This is a genomic window from Limnothrix sp. FACHB-1083 (genome assembly GCF_014696485.1).
GTDB lineage: Bacteria > Cyanobacteriota > Cyanobacteriia > CACIAM-69d > CACIAM-69d > CACIAM-69d.
In genome coordinates this window covers 268,086-288,233 of the sequence record NZ_JACJQD010000004.1, presented here as the reverse complement: position 1 = coordinate 288,233, position 20,148 = coordinate 268,086, and the positions used below count along the sequence as shown (strand labels likewise).

At 55.5% G+C, this 20,148-nt stretch carries 17 protein-coding genes; 7 read left to right on the top strand and 10 right to left on the bottom strand.

The window, feature by feature from the left end:
• Positions 1-280: 280 nt before the first annotated feature.
• The 4 genes from H6F46_RS07465 to H6F46_RS07450 all read right to left on the bottom strand — a co-directional run bounded on the left by H6F46_RS07465 (position 281) and on the right by H6F46_RS07450 (position 5,395).
• On the bottom strand, positions 281-1,339 hold the full coding sequence (locus H6F46_RS07465) for a hypothetical protein (protein WP_190354256.1): 1,059 nt from the start codon (positions 1,337-1,339) through the stop codon (positions 281-283).
• Between the two features lie 85 nt (positions 1,340-1,424).
• The gene (cofH, locus tag H6F46_RS07460; protein ID WP_305068600.1) at positions 1,425-2,663 is read right to left on the bottom strand and encodes a 7,8-didemethyl-8-hydroxy-5-deazariboflavin synthase subunit CofH; all 1,239 of its coding nucleotides are present in this window, start codon (positions 2,661-2,663) and stop codon (positions 1,425-1,427) included.
• A 302-nt stretch (positions 2,664-2,965) separates the two neighbouring features.
• Positions 2,966-4,150 carry a helix-turn-helix transcriptional regulator gene (locus tag H6F46_RS07455; RefSeq protein WP_190354141.1) on the bottom strand — a complete coding sequence of 395 codons (1,185 nt, stop codon included), beginning with the start codon at positions 4,148-4,150 and terminating at the stop codon, positions 2,966-2,968.
• Between the two features lie 378 nt (positions 4,151-4,528).
• Complete coding sequence (locus tag H6F46_RS07450) at positions 4,529-5,395, bottom strand: branched-chain amino acid ABC transporter permease (RefSeq protein WP_190354140.1); 867 nt, start codon at positions 5,393-5,395, stop codon at positions 4,529-4,531.
• Between the two features lie 163 nt (positions 5,396-5,558).
• Between H6F46_RS07450 and H6F46_RS07445 the strand changes: the two genes are divergently transcribed.
• Complete coding sequence (locus tag H6F46_RS07445; RefSeq protein WP_099531830.1) at positions 5,559-5,753, top strand: heavy-metal-associated domain-containing protein; 195 nt, start codon at positions 5,559-5,561, stop codon at positions 5,751-5,753.
• 114 nt (positions 5,754-5,867) lie between these two features.
• Complete coding sequence (locus H6F46_RS07440) at positions 5,868-7,955, top strand: phosphodiester glycosidase family protein (RefSeq protein ID WP_190354139.1); 2,088 nt, start codon at positions 5,868-5,870, stop codon at positions 7,953-7,955.
• A gap of 18 nt (positions 7,956-7,973) precedes the next feature.
• On the opposite strand, the gene H6F46_RS07435 is transcribed toward H6F46_RS07440, so the two are convergent.
• Positions 7,974-9,200 carry a DUF790 family protein gene (locus tag H6F46_RS07435; RefSeq protein ID WP_190354138.1) on the bottom strand — a complete coding sequence of 409 codons (1,227 nt, stop codon included), beginning with the start codon at positions 9,198-9,200 and terminating at the stop codon, positions 7,974-7,976.
• Positions 9,201-9,709: 509 nt separating this feature from the next.
• Between H6F46_RS07435 and H6F46_RS07430 the strand changes: the two genes are divergently transcribed.
• Positions 9,710-10,015: a hypothetical protein gene (locus tag H6F46_RS07430; protein WP_099531827.1), complete on the top strand. Its 306-nt coding sequence runs from the start codon at positions 9,710-9,712 to the stop codon at positions 10,013-10,015.
• 141 nt (positions 10,016-10,156) lie between these two features.
• Here the strand turns inward: H6F46_RS07430 and H6F46_RS07425 are convergent, their stop codons facing one another.
• The 3 genes from H6F46_RS07425 to H6F46_RS07415 form a co-directional block, all read right to left on the bottom strand.
• Complete coding sequence (locus H6F46_RS07425) at positions 10,157-10,870, bottom strand: TrkA family potassium uptake protein (protein WP_190354137.1); 714 nt, start codon at positions 10,868-10,870, stop codon at positions 10,157-10,159.
• A 195-nt stretch (positions 10,871-11,065) separates the two neighbouring features.
• Positions 11,066-12,421, bottom strand: a complete 1,356-nt coding sequence (locus tag H6F46_RS07420) for a TrkH family potassium uptake protein (protein ID WP_190354136.1) — start codon at positions 12,419-12,421, stop codon at positions 11,066-11,068.
• 273 nt (positions 12,422-12,694) lie between these two features.
• Positions 12,695-13,744 (bottom strand): carboxylesterase, encoded by a 1,050-nt coding sequence (locus tag H6F46_RS07415; RefSeq protein ID WP_242027830.1) that lies wholly within the window; start codon positions 13,742-13,744, stop codon positions 12,695-12,697.
• A 406-nt stretch (positions 13,745-14,150) separates the two neighbouring features.
• On the opposite strand from H6F46_RS07415, the gene H6F46_RS07410 reads away from it, so the two are divergent.
• The 3 genes from H6F46_RS07410 (at position 14,151) to metK (ending at position 17,898) form a co-directional block, all read left to right on the top strand.
• Entirely contained in the window at positions 14,151-15,167 is a 1,017-nt protein-coding gene (locus H6F46_RS07410; protein ID WP_099531823.1) for a 30S ribosomal protein S1, read from the top strand.
• A 317-nt stretch (positions 15,168-15,484) separates the two neighbouring features.
• Positions 15,485-16,294 carry an HAD family hydrolase gene (locus tag H6F46_RS07405; RefSeq protein WP_190354135.1) on the top strand — a complete coding sequence of 270 codons (810 nt, stop codon included), beginning with the start codon at positions 15,485-15,487 and terminating at the stop codon, positions 16,292-16,294.
• Positions 16,295-16,641: 347 nt separating this feature from the next.
• Positions 16,642-17,898 (top strand): methionine adenosyltransferase, encoded by a 1,257-nt coding sequence (gene metK, locus H6F46_RS07400; protein WP_099531858.1) that lies wholly within the window; start codon positions 16,642-16,644, stop codon positions 17,896-17,898.
• Between the two features lie 151 nt (positions 17,899-18,049).
• Here the strand turns inward: metK and H6F46_RS07395 are convergent, their stop codons facing one another.
• The gene (locus H6F46_RS07395; RefSeq protein WP_099531857.1) at positions 18,050-18,709 is read right to left on the bottom strand and encodes a 1-acyl-sn-glycerol-3-phosphate acyltransferase; all 660 of its coding nucleotides are present in this window, start codon (positions 18,707-18,709) and stop codon (positions 18,050-18,052) included.
• 206 nt (positions 18,710-18,915) lie between these two features.
• Here H6F46_RS07395 and H6F46_RS07390 point away from each other — a divergent pair, with 206 nt between their 5' ends.
• Positions 18,916-19,143: a ferredoxin family protein gene (locus H6F46_RS07390; protein ID WP_099531821.1), complete on the top strand. Its 228-nt coding sequence runs from the start codon at positions 18,916-18,918 to the stop codon at positions 19,141-19,143.
• Between the two features lie 213 nt (positions 19,144-19,356).
• Here the strand turns inward: H6F46_RS07390 and H6F46_RS07385 are convergent, their stop codons facing one another.
• Entirely contained in the window at positions 19,357-19,896 is a 540-nt protein-coding gene (locus H6F46_RS07385) for a glycine-rich domain-containing protein-like (RefSeq protein ID WP_158234321.1), read from the bottom strand.
• Positions 19,897-20,148: the final 252 nt, after the last annotated feature.

Here is a 20,148-nt window from a genome sequence, read left to right as displayed (position 1 = left end):
GTCTGCGCTAAGTACTGTGCCGCCGTCAACCATCATCGCGATTTTGACATGCGGCTTAGTAATTGCCTAGCGATGGATCCTCACGGATCCTGCGTGATTCTAACGATTGACGATGATGGGCGTTTTTGTCGGTTTTTGGGCATTTTTCGACAATAGGAGGGGTGATTTCTTCCAAATACCTGGATCGGTTCTAAAAATTCACCTGATCCATCAAATTGGCGAATTTAATTCATAAACCCAATCATCTTGCCCTGGCTTTTGATATTCCTTGGGAACTGGTTTATGGCGCTGGGAATGGTTCGACTTCGGCTCCAACTCCGGCTTCTTCTAGCACTTGCAAGCGCACGACCCGATCGCCCCCACCGGCCAGGGGAACGCTGACTTGCTCGCTGGAAAGAGTTCCCAGACAACTAATCAGGTTGCGGAGGTGGGGGGTGCTGGCTCCGCTATCTACCCAGAGCCGATCGGCCAGGTCGCGCACCCGTTTCCAACTGCTGTAGGTTTTGGCGATCGCCTGTTCCAGTTGAGCTGCTTGGTTCACCAAGTCCGCCGCCAAATTCAAGCTGCCGAGCCGCAGGGCTTCCTCCAGGGCCTGTTCGAGATCCAGTTCCGGGCGATCGAGTGCCGCAACTCGCGTAGCCGCATCCAAATATCGCGCCAAAAATTTCGCTTGGGCCGTGGCCTGTTTCACCGTTTCCTTATCCGGTTGGTCTTCAATTTCCTCGCGCAGGGCCACCTGATGCACCTCGGGTAGCTTTTCCATTTCCCGCACCAGGGGCGCAAGGTAGCGGGCCGGCAGGGAATGCTCGGCGGCTTTGATGCGAATGTTTTCGGGCAGCAGCTCGGAGGTGGCGGCCTGCCACTCATCGGTGAGGCGACGAACGGTGTTGGTGGCGATTCGATCGCCCTGATGAGCTGCGGCCACCACCATGTGTTGCACTTCGGCGGGGGCTTTGGCCGTGGCCACAAAGGCACGCTTGCTGAAGTGGCGAAGGGTTTCCGGTTCCAGCGCGTCTTGATCCATCAGTCGATCGGCGCTGTCGGCCAGCTCAATCAGGCTATAGGCTTGACTTTTGCTGATTTCACGATCCTTCAGCCAGTTCAGGAAGCCCGTGCCCCGGCCATCACCGCTGCGTTTTTCCCGATCGCGCACAATCCGCAAAATCCGTCCCCGCCAAATATCCGTTTGCAGGTCGAAGCGATCGCAAACGCGCCAGGCATTGTCAATTTGGATTTGGAAATCGCTGAAGCTGATTTTGTCGTCCTCCGGATCCGGCAACTGCAAACTCAGATCCGTGGGTGGCTCCAAATCCTCGGTGGTTAGGGGCGGGCGGGCCACCGGCTCGATCGCGTCGGGGGCCAAGTCGGCAGGCATTGCATCGGGATAGTCCATGGGGGTGCGGGCGATCGCAACAGCCGGATCATTATGCGGCCGATCGGGAAGGATCGATCGCCCTGTCGATGGCTGGGTCAGTTGCCCCATTGATTGGGCCGTCGATCGCCTCATAGAGGGTGTCCCGTTGGCGAGCCGGTCGGCCCAAGGCAGCGATCGCCCCACGCAAATCCTCCGGGCTTTGGCAAGTCCCGCCCGTGGCTCCGGCCATGGTGGTGATGTGCTCTTCCATCAGGGTTCCGCCCAAATCATTGCAACCCCAGCGCAGGGCTTCGGTGGCCCCCGCCAGACCCAACTTCACCCAACTGGGCTGGTGGTTGGCAATCACCGGGCCCAGGTATAGCCGCGCCACGGCCATCAAAATTAGCGCATCAATCAGAATTGGCTGATCGCGGCCCACCCGTCGCCGTAAGGTCGGTGGCGCATCCTGGCCCACAAAGGGCAGCAGAATAAACTCCGTGATGCCCCGATCGCCCCGATCGCGCGATCGTTGCTGGAGCAATCGCAGGTGTTCCAAGTGGGCGATTTGTTCAGCGGGGGTTTCAATGTGACCCGAGAGCAGGGTGCTGGTGGTGGGCAATCCCAGGCGATGGGCCGTTTCCACAATCTCCAACCAAGTGGCACTGTTGATTTTTTCCGGGCACAAAATCCGCCGCACCGAATCCACCAACACCTCCGCCGCCGTGCCGGGCATTGACCCCACTCCCGCATCGCGCAGGGCCCCAATCACAGCCGCAAAGGTCAGGCCATCTTCTCGGGCAATGAACTGCACTTCTTGGGGCGAAAAGGCGTGCAGATGCAGTTGGGGAAAGGTGTCTTTAATCGATCGCACCAGTTGCAAGTAGTAATCCAGCGATCGCCCCTGATATTTCGCCTCGGGGTTCAGTCCCCCTTGCATACAAATTTCTGTGGCTCCCCGGGCCACCGCGTCGGCGGCTTTTTCCAGAATTTGCGCCCGATCGAGCCAATAGGCCCCCGCCTGATCCGCATCCCGCCGAAACGCACAGAAATTGCAATGCTGCTCGCAGATATTGGTGAAATTAATATTTCGATTAATCACGTAGGTGACCGTTTCACCCGCTTGCCGCTGCCGAAGCTGATCCGCCACCGATCGCAGTCGATCGCGCGGGGCCGAATCCTTGGATTGATAGGCTGTTTCCAGCAACACCAACCCTTCAGAGGGCGACAGCAACGCACCGGACAAAGCCCGTTCCAAGGCCTGGTCAAATGCTGCCAACTGGGCGGGGGATGGGGCGATCGAAGCCATCATAGGGGAAGCCAAACGCAACGATCGCCAGTTTAAGGGCTAATCAACGGATGGCTAAAGATGGCTAATTTCAAGGCGATCGCCCAGGGCCAGAGCAGCGTAACCGCTCCACCCTGCCGAATTCGCCCAAGATTGCACCCAAAATTTCGCCCCATCAAGCAGCCTTGAACCTAGCGCGTGTTGTCAAATCGCCCGAAACCTTGATTCCGCCGTTAGCCGATCGTGGGGGACAAGATGCTCAAGCCCCTTGTTACAACAACTGGGACATGGAAAATCAATCATTTCCGCCTGATCGACGACAGGCCCTAGCGCGTGGCTTCCGGCGGAGCAATGAAAGAATCCAGGGTTTCGGCCTCGGTGGCGGGAGCCGACTGGGGCTGGTCGGCCTTGGTGGGCGGAGACACCACCGCTTCGCGATCGAGAATCACTGGCTTGAGCGGTTGCGAGCTGGCACCAGGAGCCGCATGGGAAACCCAAGCCAACCCACTGGCCACCATCACCCCATAGCCCGCGTAGAGATGCCAAGGCTTCAGTTCCAAAGCAGGGTTGGTGCTGCGATCGCGCTGCGACCAATCGGGAACCACCGCCACCGATTCCGTGCGGGGCAACGCGGCCGCCAATGCCTTGCCATCCAGGCCCAACGCTTCCGCCATCCGCTGCACAAAACCACGCACATAAATCTGCTCCGGTAAACGGCTCAGGTCGCCGGACTCGATCGCCTGTAAATGGCGCAAAGGAATGTGGGTGCGCACATGGATTTGTTCCAAGTTGAAGCCCAACTGTTGCCGAACCTCGGCCAAGGTGCGACCCATGGCCCGCAAACTCTCATCCCAATCCATTGGATCCATCTCCGGTAGGGTAATGGCGACGACCGATCGGGGATTGCTCAGGGGACTGCTCAAGGGTCTGGGCGCTGCATCGTTGAGCGGTGAATGATTCAGTCCCGAGTGATTCGGCCCTGAATGATTCAGCCCTGAATCGCTCAAATCTGCATCATTTAGCCTTGACCCGTTTAACCCTGCCTTCCGGGGCGCTTTGCCCTGGGGTGTGGCATCAATGATCGGCTGCTGGGTAGCGGTGTTCTGGTAATCCGGCGTGGCCCAAGTTCCTTCAAACACGTTCATCAACAACTCAGGCAAATCAAAAGGGTTGTCAGTGGGAGCCGGAACCATAGCGGGATCCGGCCAGAGACCAATCGCCCCGGCCTGTTGGCGGGCGATCGCTAAACCGGCGGCCGGGGTCATTGGCTCTTGCAGGGCGATCGGCACAGCCATCGACTGGCTGCGGTGCAAAGCAAGCCGCGCCGCCTCTCGGCCCACCGTCACCAACGCTCGCCGCGCCGCCTCCGCCGATTCACCCAACAAATCCTGCAAGGAGGCGATCGCCTGCTGATAAACCAAACTGCGCGTTAGTTCCGCTTCAATTTGCCCCAACAAAACATCCGTTGGTTGGGTATCTGGTAACCCTGGCGGTGTGGCTTGAGCAAGCATGAAATCCCCTCCTGGCTGGCTGATCTACTGCTTCCAGTCAGTGGGGCCAGTTTCAGGAGAATTTCCAGGCGAGCAGGTTAAATAACGGCAATTGCGAACGGAGTTCGTCAAGGTTGATGTAGCAACCACTACTGTTTTTCCGTATCCCTGCGCCGCTGTGATGCTTCAAACCGCCGAAACGGCCGTCAGCGGGTGGGGGGAGGTCAACCGGATCGGGGCTATTCAACGGTTACCGATGTATCGCAAGCTAGCCGATCGATTCGCAATAGTGGTCTGTGGATCTTGTTTTTCGAGTTTGTGGTTTTGAGTTGGTCGTTTTGAGCTGGTCGTTTTGAGTTGGTTTTTTCGAGTTTGTCTTGATTTCTCAGGCTGCCACTTTTAAGTTGTGCCCCGAAACAGACCTTGCGGCCGCACCAGCAGCACCAAAACCATCATCACCAAGGCCACAGCCATCTTGTATTCCGTAGGCAGCCAATAGGTGCTGACTTCCTGGGCAATCCCGATCGCCAGGCCACCCACGATCGCCCCGTAGGGATTGCCAATGCCACCCAAAATTACCGAGGCAAACATCGGCACAATCAAAAACCAGCCCATGTTGGGGCGCACGGCCGTTAGCAGCCCATACATGCCGCCGCCCAAAGCCGTCAGGCCAGCGGCAATGATCCAAGTCCACAGCACCACCCAATCCACGTTGATGCCGGTCACCCGTGCCAAATCCACGTCATCGGCCACGGCTCGCATGGCCTTGCCGACCTTGGTATTTTGCAGAAGGTAATGCAAACCGGCGATCGCCAGGGCCGCCAAACCTACCACCACAATGTTGTAAAACTTGACCTTCAGCCCCCACAGGTCAAAGGCCGCAGCCACGGGCAGGTCATAGTTTTGGTTGTTGCCGCCCCAAATCAGGACGATCGCGTTGCGAAGGAACAAGGCCACCCCGATCGAGATGATGATCAAGGTGGTGGAGTTGGCCCGGCGTTGGCGCATGGGTTGCCAAATCGCCACTTCGCTCAACAGGGACACGCCAATGGTTCCCACGGCTCCGAGGGCGATCGCCAGCCAAATATTTACCCCCGCGCTGTTGGCGACCCAAGCCAGATAGGCTCCGAGGGTCATCAAGTCCCCATGGGCGAAGTTTGACAAGCGCAAAATGCCGTAGGTGAGGGTTAAACCCACGGAGGCAAGGGCAATGATGCAGCCGACGGCGACCCCGTTAATTAGAAACTGAACCAGTTGCAGATCCATGAGCGATCGAGGGCGATAATGCTAGGCTGGGCGACGGTTGCCAGTGTACCGCTTGGCCAAGCGTCTGGAAATTAGCTTGCGCCCCGGCCGCGCTCTTGGAGCGTGATTATTCAATGTGGTTTCAAGGCCATCTCAACGTCATTTTTAAGATTTTCAAGAGTCTATGACACTGCAATTTACGGTTCCTAGCATGGCCTGTGCTTCCTGTGCGGCGGCCATTACCCGCGCGGTGCAGGAGGTGGATCCCCAAGCGACGGTGCAGGGCGATCCGGCCACCAAGCAGGTGATTGTGGAAACCCAGTCGGCAGAAGGCACGATCCGCGAGGCGATCGAGGCGGCGGGCTTTCCAGTGGGCTAATCAATGGCTTATTGCTGACGGATGTGGCGAGCAGTGCGGGGCGATCAGGCGATCGGGATCGATCGATTAGCAATCATTGGCAATCAGTGGACTGGCGATCGGTAATTTGCAGTCATGGCAAGAATTGGGGTGACAACGGTGCAGAGCAAGCAAGCACGAAGTCGATCGAGCCGACGTGGCTACGGGCGATCGGGTCAGCAATTCGACTCAACAGGCTCGGGCCGCTGGTGGCTGGGCGTGGGTGGGGCGATCGTCCTGGGGTGGGGGGCAATGCCTGGCCTGGCCCAAACGGCTCCCCAACCCCGAATGCAAGCCGCTAGCCTGAAGTCCGTTGCACCGATCGCCTTACCCAGTGCAGCATCCGGGCCCATGGGTTCTGAGTCCGCCAATTCTGACAATTCTGAATTAGCCGCTGAATTAGCAAAAGCATCTGAAAAACCCGCAAATTTTGGATCGATGGGTTCTGTGTCAAACGGTTCTGTGTCAAACGGTTCTGAATTCACCGGTTCCGAGTCCTTGAGCGAAGCCGATTCCCTGTTGCCGCTGTCGGTGATTGCCCAAGTGGCGGCCGGGGCGGAAACCAGCACCCAAATCACGGTGAATGGCCGATCGATTCCCAACAGTTGGGCCAGTTGGGCCCGCTGGAGCGAGAACGGCCAAACCCGCATTGGCCTATCCGACGGGGCGATCGCCCAGTTGGTGGGGGCTGATTTGCTGGATACCAATGCGCCCGATCGCCAGCCAATTCAGTGGTTTTCGCCCATGCCCGTGACCCTGGCGGCTCGGCAAATTGGTGCTTTTCGCTATTTGGACATTACCGATTGGGCCCGCGATCGGGGGTGGCAGTTGCGGCCCAACGGCAGCACCCTGGACATCACCGCCGCCGTTTCCACCCTCCGCACCTTGCGCCAAGGCAATCAGGCTTGGGGCCCGCGCTATGTGTTGGACTTCGATCGGCCCACGGCGGTGCAACTGGAAGAAGACGGCAGCACCCTGATCGTGGCCCTCGATGCCCGATCGGCCCTGCCGCCCAACAGCAGCACCCTCGACATCACCGCCGCCGGAAACCGCACCATCATCCGGATTCCCATTCCCAGCGGATCGCGGCCCAGGGCGTTCACCCTGGTGCAGCCCGATCGACTGGTGATTGATCTGCGGCCCGATTGGCTCCCCAGCCGCTCGATCGCCTGGGCCAATGGCCTCACTTGGCGGCAACAATACCTCAGCCTTGGGTCTGCCCGGTTTCCGGTGCAATGGCTGGAGCTAAACCCGCGCCAACCGGGTCTGCGGCTGCGGCCCCTGCCGCCCAATGCGGCCGGCCAAACGGGTATTGCCCCCCTTGTGCAAACCATCCGCCACTGGGAAGCGCCTGCTGGTATCAATGGCGGTTACTTCAACCGCAACACCCAACTGCCCTTGGGGGCCCTGCGGCGCGATGGCCGGTGGCTATCGGGGCCGATCCTGGGTCGTGGGGCCGTGGGTTGGAATGATGCGGGGCAATTTTTGTTCGATCGCCTGCAACTGCGGGAGCAAATCAGCGCTGGCAGCCAAAATTGGACGCTCACCACCCTCAACAGTGGCTACATCCAAGGGGGCATCGCTCGCTACACCAGCGATTGGGGCAGCAGCTACAAAACCCTCAGCGATGGGGAACTAGGCATTTTGGTGCAGGGCGATCGGGTGGCGCAACAGCTCACGGGGGGCACAGCCGGCAGCAGCAATTTTCCGATTCCGGCCAATGGCTATCTGCTCGTGGCGCGATCGCTCTCCAGCGTGGCGGCGGCCTTGCCTGTGGGAACCACTGTGCGGTTGCAAAGCAGCAGCAACCCTAGCGGCTTTGACGGCTTACCCCAGATTGTTGCCGCTGGCCCTCTGATGCTGCAAAACGGGCAAATTGTCTTGGATGCCAAGCGCGAAGGCTTCAGCGATGCCTTCATTGTGGAGTTGGCGGCACGCAGTGGCTTTGGACAAACGGCTGATGGTCGGTTGTTGGTGGTGGCTGTGCAAAATCGCGTGGGCGGTCGCGGCCCGTCGCTCTCGGAAATGGCGCAATTAATGCGGCAAATGGGGATTGTGAACGGGGTGAACCTCGATGGCGGCAGTTCCACCACGTTGGTTGTGGGTGGGCGGATTGTCGATCGCCCGTCCCGCAGCGCGGCCCGAGTGCATGGTGCGCTGGGCATCTTCCTCAACAGCCCCTAGGCGATCGGCGTTTTTCCCCTAGGGATCGGTTTCCCCGATCGCCTCTAAAACCGCCTTGGGAGCCAACCGATCCTTGAACCAAATCACCTTGGCGGGTAGTTGGCGCGCATCGAGACCCGCCTTTTCTAGGTTTAAGCGCTCGGAAATGGCCAAAACCCAATCGGGGCGATCGGCCTTGATCACCTGGGCGAACTTTTTGCGCAGATAGTCCGGTCGCCAATAGCCCACAATTTCTAAGATCCACGATCGCCCATCGGGATGCACCAACCGAAAATCCGGAATGGCCACGCTGCCAGGAATGGGAATCAGGTTCACTTCGCGTTCCAGCTTCCAATCAGTTTTGGTGCTTTCCCAGCGCTTGGCAAAAGATTCTTCAATTAAGCTGTCAAAGGGTTTACCGGCTGGATAGTGACTGACTAAGCCGCAATCTGCTGTCAGCTCATAGAACCGTTCTTGGGGCGATCGGGTGAGGGGATCGGGATCCTGCAAGGTGGCCGTTGCCCGCCATTTCGTCACATGCAACAGGGCTGGGATCGCCTTTGCCAGCGATAAACCATAGCGCGTGCTGGCTTTGAACAAACTGGCGGGCCCATCCACACTAATCGTAAATCCCGTATCTTCATCGCCTTCAATATAGGTCATTAACTGAAAGAGTTTTAAATAGCGAAAGAGCAATTTATACTCACCGGGATCATTGCGATAGGCATCAATTTTTAGGTGACTTGCACGATAGAAAATTCCCTGAACTTGGGACAGGTTATAGCGATGAATCAGGGCTTCGGGGGTGGGAGGATCAAACTGCGTCAAAATTCGGTTTTGGGGCAAATCAGCATATAAAGATTGCTGTAATTCCGAGGGCAAAACTTCCCGATCGCCCTCCATGGACAACTCCCGGGCCACCTGTTCCCAAACGGCCACAGCGCGATCGCGGCTGGGAGGCTGAGCATTGGCCAAGGCAAAGACCCGCTGACGGAGGGCCAACGGCTCGATCGGGCTGACCACTTCAAAGGTCGAAAATCCCGATTCCAACAAATGCGCAAATCCTCGCTGCACTTTGAAATCTGGGCTAGTGCCTTCTAGTTCAGCCAAGGTGCGATCGAGTTGCAATTTAGGCTGACCCACGGCCGCTTGAAATTGGGCGATTGTGGCCTGGGCTTGGCTGAGGTGCTCTGGGCCCAAAGGCAAGCGCTTCGGGATAATTTGTTCGCCGCGTCGTCGATGAATTAATAGCTCCGATGGCAGCATCCGTCTCGATTCACCCCGATCGACTGTAATTTACTGTAATTTTTCGTCAATTTGTGCGATTTGATGCAATTTTGTGTGCCTTTGAACTGGCCATCCTCTAGACCGCCAGCGGCCCAAATTTTAACCAGCGATCGACCGGCATTTGACCACCAATCGCTCAAGTTTTGATCAGATTGAGCAAATTGATCAGCTTGATCACCTTTTGATCACTTTGATTAGAATCTGATCAGCTTTGAATCGGCCGCTGATCAGTGGATCCCGTCAATTTGGGTTCATCCATGTCAATTGAAACGGAAAATTGCGGACTTTAACGATTTTCGTAACGAGGTGCAACCGGTCGTGAACTCTTTTGTCAGTTCCTGGCCGCCTTTCCGAAAGCGCGTTTCAATCGAAATACGGTTATTGGCTCCTAATCCCCAGCCACCAAAGGTGATGCCCATGGGAATCGCCACCGACCATCATTAGTGTGATGAGGGCGATCGCCCGTTTCGATCGCGGGAGGATAGACTATGAATTTCAACCTCGACTTTGGGCGCGTCATTTTGGATTTTTACCGCGAAGATCCTGACCTGAACCGCCGCTTACAAATTTTGCGCCAATGTCGAATTCGGCGGCGGTGGCGCACCTTGGAAATTCACTGTCCCAATCGATCGGTTGCTGAAAAATTGTTGGGTCTTTATGGGGCTTTGGTGGAGCCAATCACAGCTTTGAATGTGGCCCGCCATCTTTCAGTTTTTGCCAATGGTATTCCCTTCATGACGTTGCCTTTGGGTGATGGCAACGGTAGCGGTTTTCCCTGGCAAGAAGCTATTTAGGCGGGCACAAGATTCAGGGGGCAATTGCCTTAGCAGTTTAGATCACCCATCTCAATCGCTGATCTAGGTCATCAAGTTGAGTTGCCAAATTGAATTGTCAAGTTGAATTGCCAAGTTGAATCAGCAATTGACCTAGATTATCTACATCGGCAACCGTTCGATTCCTTCATTGGACCCAATCACAATGAGCACCATTCCCTTGTGCAGTCGATCGTAGGGATTGGGGTTAACTTGGATATTCTCCACGCCGCCCTTTGTGCATTGTTGAGCCACAGCCAAAACATTTACACCATAGCGCGATCGCAGTTGCAGTTCTTGCAGCGTTTTTCCTTCAAATTCCTCAGGAATCACCAGCTCAACCACGCTATTGTTGGCATCCAAATCTAGTCGTTCCAGCACGTTGGGCCGAGTGAGCATTCGTGCCACTTGGCAGCCCATCTCGCGCTCGGGAAAAATGACCAAATTTGCTCCCACCTTATCCAGCAATTGCCCATGAATTTCAGTGGATGCCTTAGCAACCACGTAATTCACGCCGCCATCTTTGAGGTTTAGAGTGGTGATGGTGCTGGCTTCAATGTAATTCCCGATCGCCACAATTGCTGTTTCAAATTCAAAGACTCCAGCTTCTGCAAGGGCCTGGCGATCGGTTGTATCTAATTGCAATGCGTGGGACACAATATTATCATTCAGCGCCTGAGTTACCTGTTTCTCACCCGAGTCAATTCCCATCACTTCATAGCCCATTTGGTGCAGCGTTGAGCAAACAGCACGGCCAAAACGACCCAAGCCCAGCACCACGTATTGTTTGTTGGTGCTGCGAAAATTGCGCCAAAAACCAAGGGAACCAAACTGCATTTGAGATCTCCATCAATAACAAAATCAAGATGATTTAAATCGAGCCTATGAGGCGAATCAAGCAAACTGATTTAATCGAGCCGATCGAGCTAGCCAATCAATTTCTTTAATCTAGTGAATTAATCAGGCCGATCGCATCAAATCAGCTCATCGAAAAATGGGCTAATCGGAAAAGAAAATTGCGCCAGAGCCAAATTATCCCACTAGCAATTCCTCTTCGGGATAGCGGATCACACTGCGAGCATTTTCACTAATTAAAGTACTCATGAGCATCAAAATGCCAACCCGACCAATGTACATCGTGCCAATGAGAACTAATTTGCCACCAACGGAGAGCTGCGCTGTAATACCTGTGGATAGGCCAACGGTTGCAAAAGCAGAAACTACTTCAAAAAACAACTGAACAAACGGAATCGTTGGGTCAAATAGTGTTAACAAAATGGTAGAAACCACAACCACGCTGAGGGATCCCAAAAAAACCGCGATCGCCTTCATAATCAACGCCATTGGAATTTGGCGATTAAACAAAATGACGGAGCTTTGACCTTGCAGAACTGCTCGAGTCACGCCGGTTAAAATTCGGATGGTGGTGGTTTTGATGCCGCCGCCAGTACTGCCAGGACTGGCTCCCACAAACATCAGGGCAATAGTCACAAACAGCGCAGCCGATCCCAATTTTCCATTATCAATTGTGTTGAAACCAGCCGTGCGGGTGGTAACCGACTGGAACCAGGCAGCCAGAAGTTTGCCATTCCAACTGAGGTTACCGAGTGTGTCCAAATTATTAAACTCGGTAATCAAAATGGCAACTGTTCCAATCACCAGGAGGGCCAAGGTTGTGGTGGTGACAATTTTGAAGTTGAGCGAAAACATGAAGCGATCGGGACGCAGGCTAGCGGCGTGATTACGACCTAAGCGCGATCGCCCCCAAAAGAACAGCTCCATAATTGCCTGATAACCAATTCCTCCAAAAATAATCAAGCCTGTGATGGTGAAGTTCAGCAAAGGAGATTCTACAAACTTCACGAAGCTATCGGCATATAGCCCAAAGCCGGCATTATTAAAGGCGCTGACGCTGTGGAATACCGAGAACCAAATTGCCTGCAAATTCCAACCTAATTGAGGAACAAAAGCCCCCAGCAATAAAAATGCACCGGTTAGCTCAAACAGGAGGGTTGCGCCAATGATGGATTTCACCAGTTGCAAAACGCCTGAAATGCCGGGCATATCTAGCGATTGTTGCAGGGCGAGTTTATCCTTTAAGCCAAAACGACGACCCAAAATCAGCAACAGGAAAGTCGTGGCGGTCATATAGCCCAATCCACCAATTTGGGCTAGGAGAGCAACTACAAACTCACCAAAGAATGAGTAATATTTCCCCACATCAACCACTGAAAGTCCGGTCACACAAACAGCCGAAGTGGAGATAAAAAGCGCGGTAATCGGATCGCTCCACTGATGATTAGTCAGAGAAATAGGCAGCATGAGGAGAATTGCGCCTACCGTAATCACCATTAAAAAGCCCAGGCAAATGGTTCTGGCTGGGGTCATAAATTAGGCATTGCCATCAGCGAGTTTTTAGTTTTTGCAGAATACCTGAGGTTTGGGATTGTTGGATCAGTTGCGAAAAAATCAGTTGCGAAAGAACCGGCCGAGTCTGAATGCGATCGCATCAAAACCCAGCCCCGCAAGGATCAGGAATCCAAGGGCCAATCCAGGGGTCAATTCAGGTGTTAATCCAAGCGTTCACCGCAAAAAATCCGCAGTGCTCAGGATCGATCGCGATTTTTCCAAGTCAGTCACGCCAAGTCAGTCACGCCACAATCAGTCGCGATTTTCTCCGAGTAAGTCATCCATCGCAAAGGCCCGCTTGTCGAACAAGGTCATGGCAGCAGGCATATGCACGGAAACGCGATCGGTGAGTCGCAGTTTGGTGGCGGCATCCATGAAGGTTTCGCTGTTCATCATCCGCCGGGCGATCGCCTCCACATCTGACCAGGTGAGACTACTTTCAATGAAGGCCTGGGTGAGGGTAATCAACAGGGAGGCGTAGCGGTTGCCTTCCTCTTGGGTCATCATCGTGTGCGGAATATCGAGCACACGGTTAAACACCAGTTGCCAGGTAATGGGTTGGCGTTTGCGGGTGTCTTCCCAAAGGGCACGGTGATCCCAAATGCCGACGGCTTGGTCGCTTTGGCTGGAGATCACAAATAGGGGGGCGCTGGGCTGGCGACGGGCCCGATCGAGCACCTGTTGCCCCATTTTCAGCATGGTGGCCAGGGCGGGCACTGCAAAACCCGGATAGCCGGGGCGATCGAAGCTGCTGCTTTCGGCCCCTTTGCCCCAAGAAAAGTAGCCTTGGGTTTTGGAAACGAACAAGTCAACCACTTTGCTGCTGCTGCTGAGGTAGGGCGCAAACAGAAGGGCGCGGTAGATATCCTGGGGGCGTTCTTGCGCTAACCAAGCAGCCAATGTGCCGCCGCCGGAAAGCCCCCCGATCGACACCTGTTGGCCAAAGGTGCGTGCTTTGGCCACCCACTCCAACCCAAAGTCCTGATAAACCTTGGGGTCGATCGGGAGGGGAGGCGGGGTTTGGCTGTTCCATTTGCCCGCTTGCCCATGGCCCGGCATCAGGGGAGCCAAAACGTTGTAACCGGCCCGATAGAGCGCTTCCCCGATCGGGACAAATTGATAGGGCGCAGCGGTAAACCCGTGAAATAGCAGACAGACGCGCTGCACTGGGCGATCGTGTAACCAAAAGCGCGATCGACAGTCCGGATGCTTCAGGGGTAGCTTGGCCTCCAGGGTTTGTACCTGTTGGGTCATGCTGCCGATCGCTTGCCGATAATTGCTGCTTGGAAGATTCGTACTCAAGATTTCCCCCCTCCTGGGCCCACGCGGGGCCACCTGATGCCCCCGATTCTAGCTAGGCGATCGAGAATGCTCTATGGGTCATGCTCTATGGGGACTGAGGCCGTCTTTTGGGAACCCCATTCAACGGCATTTCGGCGGTATTTCGGCCATGGCCAACAACACTGGGGAAGCTTGTCCGGCCAATCCGTGCAACCAAGCCACCGGAACCAACCCATCGTGCTAGTATATTAAGTCGGTCAACCCTGGTTGCTGGAGTTCGCCCCACGCCGTCTCTGTAGGCGAATCTAGACCAGTGACTAGCATTCGCAGCTTGCCATAGCCCATCGTCGTGTTCGCTAGTAGACGGCCTAGCATTCGAGTAACCGGCGAACCTGTGAGCGGACTGCACTCAAACCATCACGTTAGCATGCCCACCCAAGAAATCTCAGCCATCAACAGCATTGACGTTGGCTTCGGCCACGACGATTTTGCCGCCCTGCTTGATAAGTACGACTATCACTTTAGCCCTGGTGACATCGTGGCAGGGACGGTGTTCAGCATCGAACCGCGCGGCGCATTGATTGACATCGGTGCCAAGACCTCTGCTTATATCCCCATCCAGGAGATGTCCATCAACCGGATCGAAAATCCGGATGAGGTATTGCAGCCCAACGAAACGCGCGAATTCTTCATCTTGGCTGATGAGAATGAGGATGGGCAATTAACCCTTTCAATCCGCCGCATTGAGTACATGCGGGCCTGGGAACGGGTGCGCCAACTGCAAGCGGAAGATGCCACCGTGCGATCGGCTGTGTTTGCCACCAACCGGGGTGGTGCGCTGGTGCGGATCGAAGGCCTGCGCGGCTTCATCCCCGGTTCCCACATCAGCACCCGCAAGCCCAAGGAAGAACTGGTGGGCGAAGAGCTGCCCCTCAAGTTCCTGGAAGTGGACGAAGATCGCAACCGCCTGGTCTTGAGCCACCGCCGTGCATTGGTGGAGCGCAAGATGAACCGCCTGGAAGTGGGCGAAGTGGTGATCGGTACCGTCCGTGGCATCAAGCCCTACGGTGCGTTCATCGACATCGGCGGCGTGAGCGGTCTGCTGCACATTTCCGAAATTTCGCACGAGCACATCGATACGCCCCACAGCATCTTCAACGTCAACGACGAAGTGAAGGTGATGATTATCGATTTGGATGCCGAGCGCGGCCGGATTTCGCTTTCGACCAAGCAGCTTGAGCCGGAACCCGGTGACATGCTCAAGAACCGCCAATTGGTCTATGACAAGGCGGAAGAAATGGCAGCGAAGTACCGCGAGCAAATGAAACTGCAACAGCAAGGGGGCAGTGCTAGTGCTGCCGCTGAGCCGGTTGCAGAAGCAGCGCCGGAAGAGGTGGAAGAAAGCGCAGACGAAGCCGCTTACGCCACCGCAGCAGACGAGTAAGATTGACGAGACCCGACAGGCAAGGAACAAAAAACCCTTGCCTGTTGTGTTTTTGGGTTAGGTTTTTTGGATTAGGGTTTCTGGATTAGGGTTTCTGGATTAGAGATCAGGGACTTAAACGGCGTTTTTCGATCGCGTCTTTGGGTTGCATTTTCGCTGCATTCTTGAGTTCTGGTTTTTGAAGTCTGGTTTTTGAATTCTGTTTGAAATCTTGCTTGCCCTTGGTGTGGGAATTGGGTGGCTGAATCCAAAATTCAGGCCAGATCAACATTTGGGGGGGTAGTCTTTATGGGCGATCGCCCTTGGGAAAACCACTCGTGTTAACAGTTTGGGTAGATGGTCACCCCCTAGAGGGAATTGAGGCAGTTCTGTTCGACAAGGACGGAACGCTGGCCGACACAAGCAGTTTTTTGCGGCTGTTGGCCCAAGCGAGGGTCAAGGCTATTCAGTCCCGCATTCCTGAGGTGGACGATCGCCTGCTGTTGGCCATGGGGGCCGGTGCCGATCGCTGGAATCCGGCCGGGCTGATGGCGGTGGGAACTCGTGAGCAAAACTGTGTGGCGGCAGCGGCCTACGTGGCGGAAACCGGCTGTAGCTGGTCCACAGCGATCGCCCTGGTGCAACAGGCCTTTGCCGAAGCCGATCGAATCTGTGGGGACAAGGCGTTGCAAACTTGGCCCTACGAGGATACGGAATTTTGCCTGGAGCGCTTGGCGCGATCGGGCTTGGAATTAGGGATTTTGACGGGGGATACGCTGGAACATACCCAAGCGTTTCTGGTGCGGTATGACCTGGCCCAATGGATTCAGGTGATTGGCGCGGCGAACACGGGGCCCGCCAAGCCAGACCCGGCTAGTGTTTGGCGCTTGTGTGAGCAATTGGGAGTTGCGCCCGATCGGGTCTTGCTCGTGGGTGACTCTGCAATTGACATGCAGGCAGCGAGGGCTGCGGGGCTGGCCGCCGCGATCGGGATCGACCGCACCTACGCAATCCCCAACACGATCGTTTCGCGCACCATTCCCCCCAAGGCGATTGATGTTCAAGAGATGCGCAACCAGGCTCGATCGGAACTGCAGGCTGATTTTCTGATTCAGAGTTTGGATGCACTTCAGGTTTCGATCGCCTAGGTTTCGATCGCATAAATTAACAAATCAGTTCTCAAACCGATTTCAAATTTATTAATAAACTAATTTTTCAGATTCATTTCTCAATTAACTGCCAAGCCGAGCAATACATCGCCCCATTGATTCAACCGTTAATTAACCCGTTCAAGAATGGGTTTCATCAATTAAGCCCACATGAGTTCCATGAATTAACCCAAACAATTGGTTGAACTCATTCGTGAATCATAGCTCTCAGAGTTTTCATGGAAAAGCGCAAGTACGAATGGTCACCTAAGGCAAATAGAGACCAGTGATATAATCGCTTCGCTTATCAGCAATCAGTCTGTCTCGCTGTTGGAGGGCCAGTGTCCTTGTCTCGTCGCTCCCTATTTACGTCTGAGTCGGTCACGGAAGGTCACCCCGACAAAATTTGTGACCAAATTTCCGATGCCATTTTGGATGCGCTGCTCACCGTTGACCCGAAGGCGCGGGTGGCGGCTGAAGTGGTGGTTAACACGGGCTTAGTGTTGATTACAGGGGAAATTTCCTCCAAGGCCCATGTGAACTTTGTTGAGATTGCTCGGCGCAAAATTGCCGAAATTGGCTACACCGATTCCAGCAATGGGTTCGCGGCCGAGAGCTGCTCTGTGATTGTGGCGTTGGATGAACAATCGCCGGACATTGCCCAAGGGGTGAATGCGGCCCAGGAAACTCGGGAGGCGATGAGTGATGAGGCCCTGGATGCGATCGGGGCAGGCGATCAGGGCTTGATGTTTGGCTATGCCTGTAACGAAACGCCGGAATTGATGCCCCTGCCGATTAGCATTGCTCACCGGTTGGCGCGACGGTTGGCGGCGGTTCGCAAAACGGGTCAATTGGCTTACCTGCGGCCCGATGGCAAAACTCAAGTATCGGTGGTCTATGAGGACGGCCGGCCGGTGGCGATCGATACGATTCTGATTTCGACGCAACACACCGCTTCGATCGGGGATATTTCCGAAGAAGCGGCCGTGCAAGCCAAAATCCGGGAGGATCTTTGGTCAGCGGTGGTGGAGCCGGTGTTCACGGACTTGAGCGTGAAGCCTTCGAGCGAAACCCGTTTTCTGGTGAACCCAACAGGTAAGTTTGTGATCGGTGGGCCCCAAGGAGACTCGGGCTTAACGGGCCGCAAGATCATTGTGGACACTTACGGTGGCTATGCTCGCCACGGGGGCGGCGCTTTCTCGGGTAAGGATCCCACCAAGGTCGATCGCAGCGCGGCCTATGCCTGTCGCCATGTGGCCAAAAACGTGGTGGCCGCTGGCTTGGCAGAAAAATGCGAAGTGCAAGTCAGCTACGCGATCGGGGTGGCCCGCCCGGTCAGTATCTCGATCGAAACCTTTGGCACTGCCAAGGTAGACGAAGACCAACTGCTCACAGCCATTCGCAATTGCTTTGAGCTGCGGCCCGCTGGCATCATCCAAACCTACGATCTGCAACGGTTACCGGGCGATCGGGGTGGCCGGTTCTATCAAGAGGTGGCGGCCTACGGGCACTTGGGCCGCTCAGACTTGGATTTGCCCTGGGAAGCCCTGGACAAGGTGGAGGCCCTGAAAGCCAACTTGGCGCAGTTGTCGAGCGTGTCCTAGACCCGCACTAGGCGATCGTTGCTTGGCAACGATTTTTGACAACAAATGGGGGGTGCCCTTGCGGCTTCACCCCCCAACACAGTTTCCAGTAGGGGCATACGGTTGTATGCCCCTATCCCTTTATGCTTCCTACGGCATAACCGTTTGGCCCCTAACGACCCAGAGCATGGAGAGCATGGATCGCATCCGTACAGCGCTGGGTGACGGCTTCCAGTTCAGCACGATTGCTCGATCGGGGTGGGTCAATCAGCTCACCAATGCGCACCGTCACCGACACCGGGCAGGGAACGTTCCCCTTCGCAAAAATCTGCTCCGTCCCCCACAAGCTCATGGGCAACAAAGGCGTTTGAGTTTTAGCCGCAATCAGCGCTGCCCCCAGCTTGGGGTTGTGAATGCGGCCATCGGGCCGGCGCGTGCCGTCAATGAATACACCCGCAGCCCAGCCCGCATCTAAATAATCCATGGCGGCTCGGATGGCTCCCCGATCGCCCGTACCACGCTTGACCGGATAGGCCCCATAGAGCCGAATCGCGGGAGCCAACAGTGGCACATTAAACAGCTCTTCCTTGGCCATAAAAGCCACCGGCCGGCCCGTGCAATTAGCCACGATCGGGGGGTCAAAATCGCTTGCGTGGTTGCTGGCCACAATCAGCGGCCCAGTCTTCGGCACCCGCTCGGCTCCGTAGATGCGCACCCGAAAATAGGAATGCAACACCGGGCTAATCACCGACCACTTCAGGAGATGGTAAAGCGCCCAACTACTGACAGGCTCCCGATCGCGCTTTACGAGTTGTAGGTTCTCAGAAACCAACGCCAATCATCCTTCCACAACAGTTGCTTTCTGGACATTGTTTCATGGACATCCCCTCCCGGCCCACCAGTCAGCAGATTCCCGAGAGTTCTCGCCATGCTTTTGCACGATTCTGCCGCGCGTTACATTACTTAACGTCGCGATACACTGAAGAGCGCCTCATGGCCTGAGAAGAACACACCTGAAGAACCGCCCCTAATTGTCCTATGGCTCATTCAATTGTGACCCACACCTGTGAAGGCGTGGGCGACTGCGTGGAAGCTTGTCCCGTCGCTTGCATTCACCCCGGCCCTGGCAAAAACAACAAGGGAACCGATTGGTTCTGGATTGATTTTGCTACCTGTATTGATTGCGGCATTTGCCTCCAAGTTTGTCCGGTGGAAGGGGCGATCGTCCCCGAAGAGCGATCGGACTTGCAGCGCACTCCCCAGTAGCACCGTACCGGGCAGCAGAGCATTAGACTCAACTCCTCAGAGGGTGTCTGAACAGCCCAAATTGCTACCTTGCGGGTCTCACCAACCGCCAAAGACAAGGGGCTTAAGCCCCTTGCCCCCATAATCTTGCCCTCGCAATCTTGCCCCCACGACGATTGGTGCTTTGCTAGTGTCCCAATTGGCCAGTGCCCCCCAATCCTTGCCAGACATCCCCTAAGCACAGGGCAGCAATTCCACCGACAGATCCGCCCGAATTCGGAGAGGCAAACCAGGGCGATCGCCCAAATCTTGAAAGGACAACACACAAGTGGAAGGGCCGTCGCTCAACCAGCCCCAAGACCCGCCCGCCAGTTCATCCGCTGAGGTTTGGAGCAACCGGCGAGTTTCTTGCCAAGCCTGAGCCAAAGCCTCCTTGCCCCCCGTGGTTGGCGTGCCCAAATAGGGATTGTGGTGAATAAAACGACCAAAGAGCCACTGGCAATCGGCCGCATATTTTTGCGTGTCCAGCAAATGGCAGTGCCACACTTCATCCACGTCCTCGCTGGGTACAAGGGCCATGTGAGGATAGCGATCGATGGCTCGTAAAAATTGCAAATAGCCTTGCAACGCTGGGATTGCACGCTCCATCGACCAACCCAACCCATGGGTTGCATCCGTGAGTTTGAACAAAATCGGTCGCCAGTCAATTTGTCGCAAGCGTCCGTGAATCGAGCTGGCCCCGTGGGAATTGTTAGCCAGAGGCTGGGTGCTCATGGTTTGATCAGATGGAGCGGTGGCTGGATCTGAGGTGAACTGCGACTGGGCAACAGAATAATCACTAGCAATCCCCTGCATTGTCATGGGTTAGTCTCCCGTAATAATGAGCCAATGGGCCAGGAAAAATAAGCTGAAGAAAATGAACCGGAAGTTGCTCACCGGCAGTAATCAGCCCAGGCAGAATGCACCGGGAGTTATTCACCGAGGGTCATTCACCGGGAGTCATTCACCGGCAGTAATCAGCCAGGA

Bases quoted from the DNA above. Each gene is read 5' to 3' on its own strand.
- cofH (WP_305068600.1), bottom strand. From the start codon at position 2,663: ATGATGGCTTCGATCGCCCCATCCCCCGCCCAGTTGGCAGCATTTGAC.
- H6F46_RS07455 (WP_190354141.1), bottom strand. From the start codon at position 4,150: ATGCTTGCTCAAGCCACACCGCCAGGGTTACCAGATACCCAACCAACG.
- H6F46_RS07450 (WP_190354140.1), bottom strand. From the start codon at position 5,395: ATGGATCTGCAACTGGTTCAGTTTCTAATTAACGGGGTCGCCGTCGGC.
- H6F46_RS07445 (WP_099531830.1), top strand. From the start codon at position 5,559: ATGACACTGCAATTTACGGTTCCTAGCATGGCCTGTGCTTCCTGTGCG.
- H6F46_RS07440 (WP_190354139.1), top strand. From the start codon at position 5,868: ATGGCAAGAATTGGGGTGACAACGGTGCAGAGCAAGCAAGCACGAAGT.
- H6F46_RS07435 (WP_190354138.1), bottom strand. From the start codon at position 9,200: ATGCTGCCATCGGAGCTATTAATTCATCGACGACGCGGCGAACAAATT.
- H6F46_RS07430 (WP_099531827.1), top strand. From the start codon at position 9,710: ATGAATTTCAACCTCGACTTTGGGCGCGTCATTTTGGATTTTTACCGC.
- H6F46_RS07425 (WP_190354137.1), bottom strand. From the start codon at position 10,870: ATGCAGTTTGGTTCCCTTGGTTTTTGGCGCAATTTTCGCAGCACCAAC.
- H6F46_RS07420 (WP_190354136.1), bottom strand. From the start codon at position 12,421: ATGACCCCAGCCAGAACCATTTGCCTGGGCTTTTTAATGGTGATTACG.
- H6F46_RS07410 (WP_099531823.1), top strand. From the start codon at position 14,151: ATGCCCACCCAAGAAATCTCAGCCATCAACAGCATTGACGTTGGCTTC.
- H6F46_RS07390 (WP_099531821.1), top strand. From the start codon at position 18,916: ATGGCTCATTCAATTGTGACCCACACCTGTGAAGGCGTGGGCGACTGC.
- H6F46_RS07385 (WP_158234321.1), bottom strand. From the start codon at position 19,896: ATGAGCACCCAGCCTCTGGCTAACAATTCCCACGGGGCCAGCTCGATT.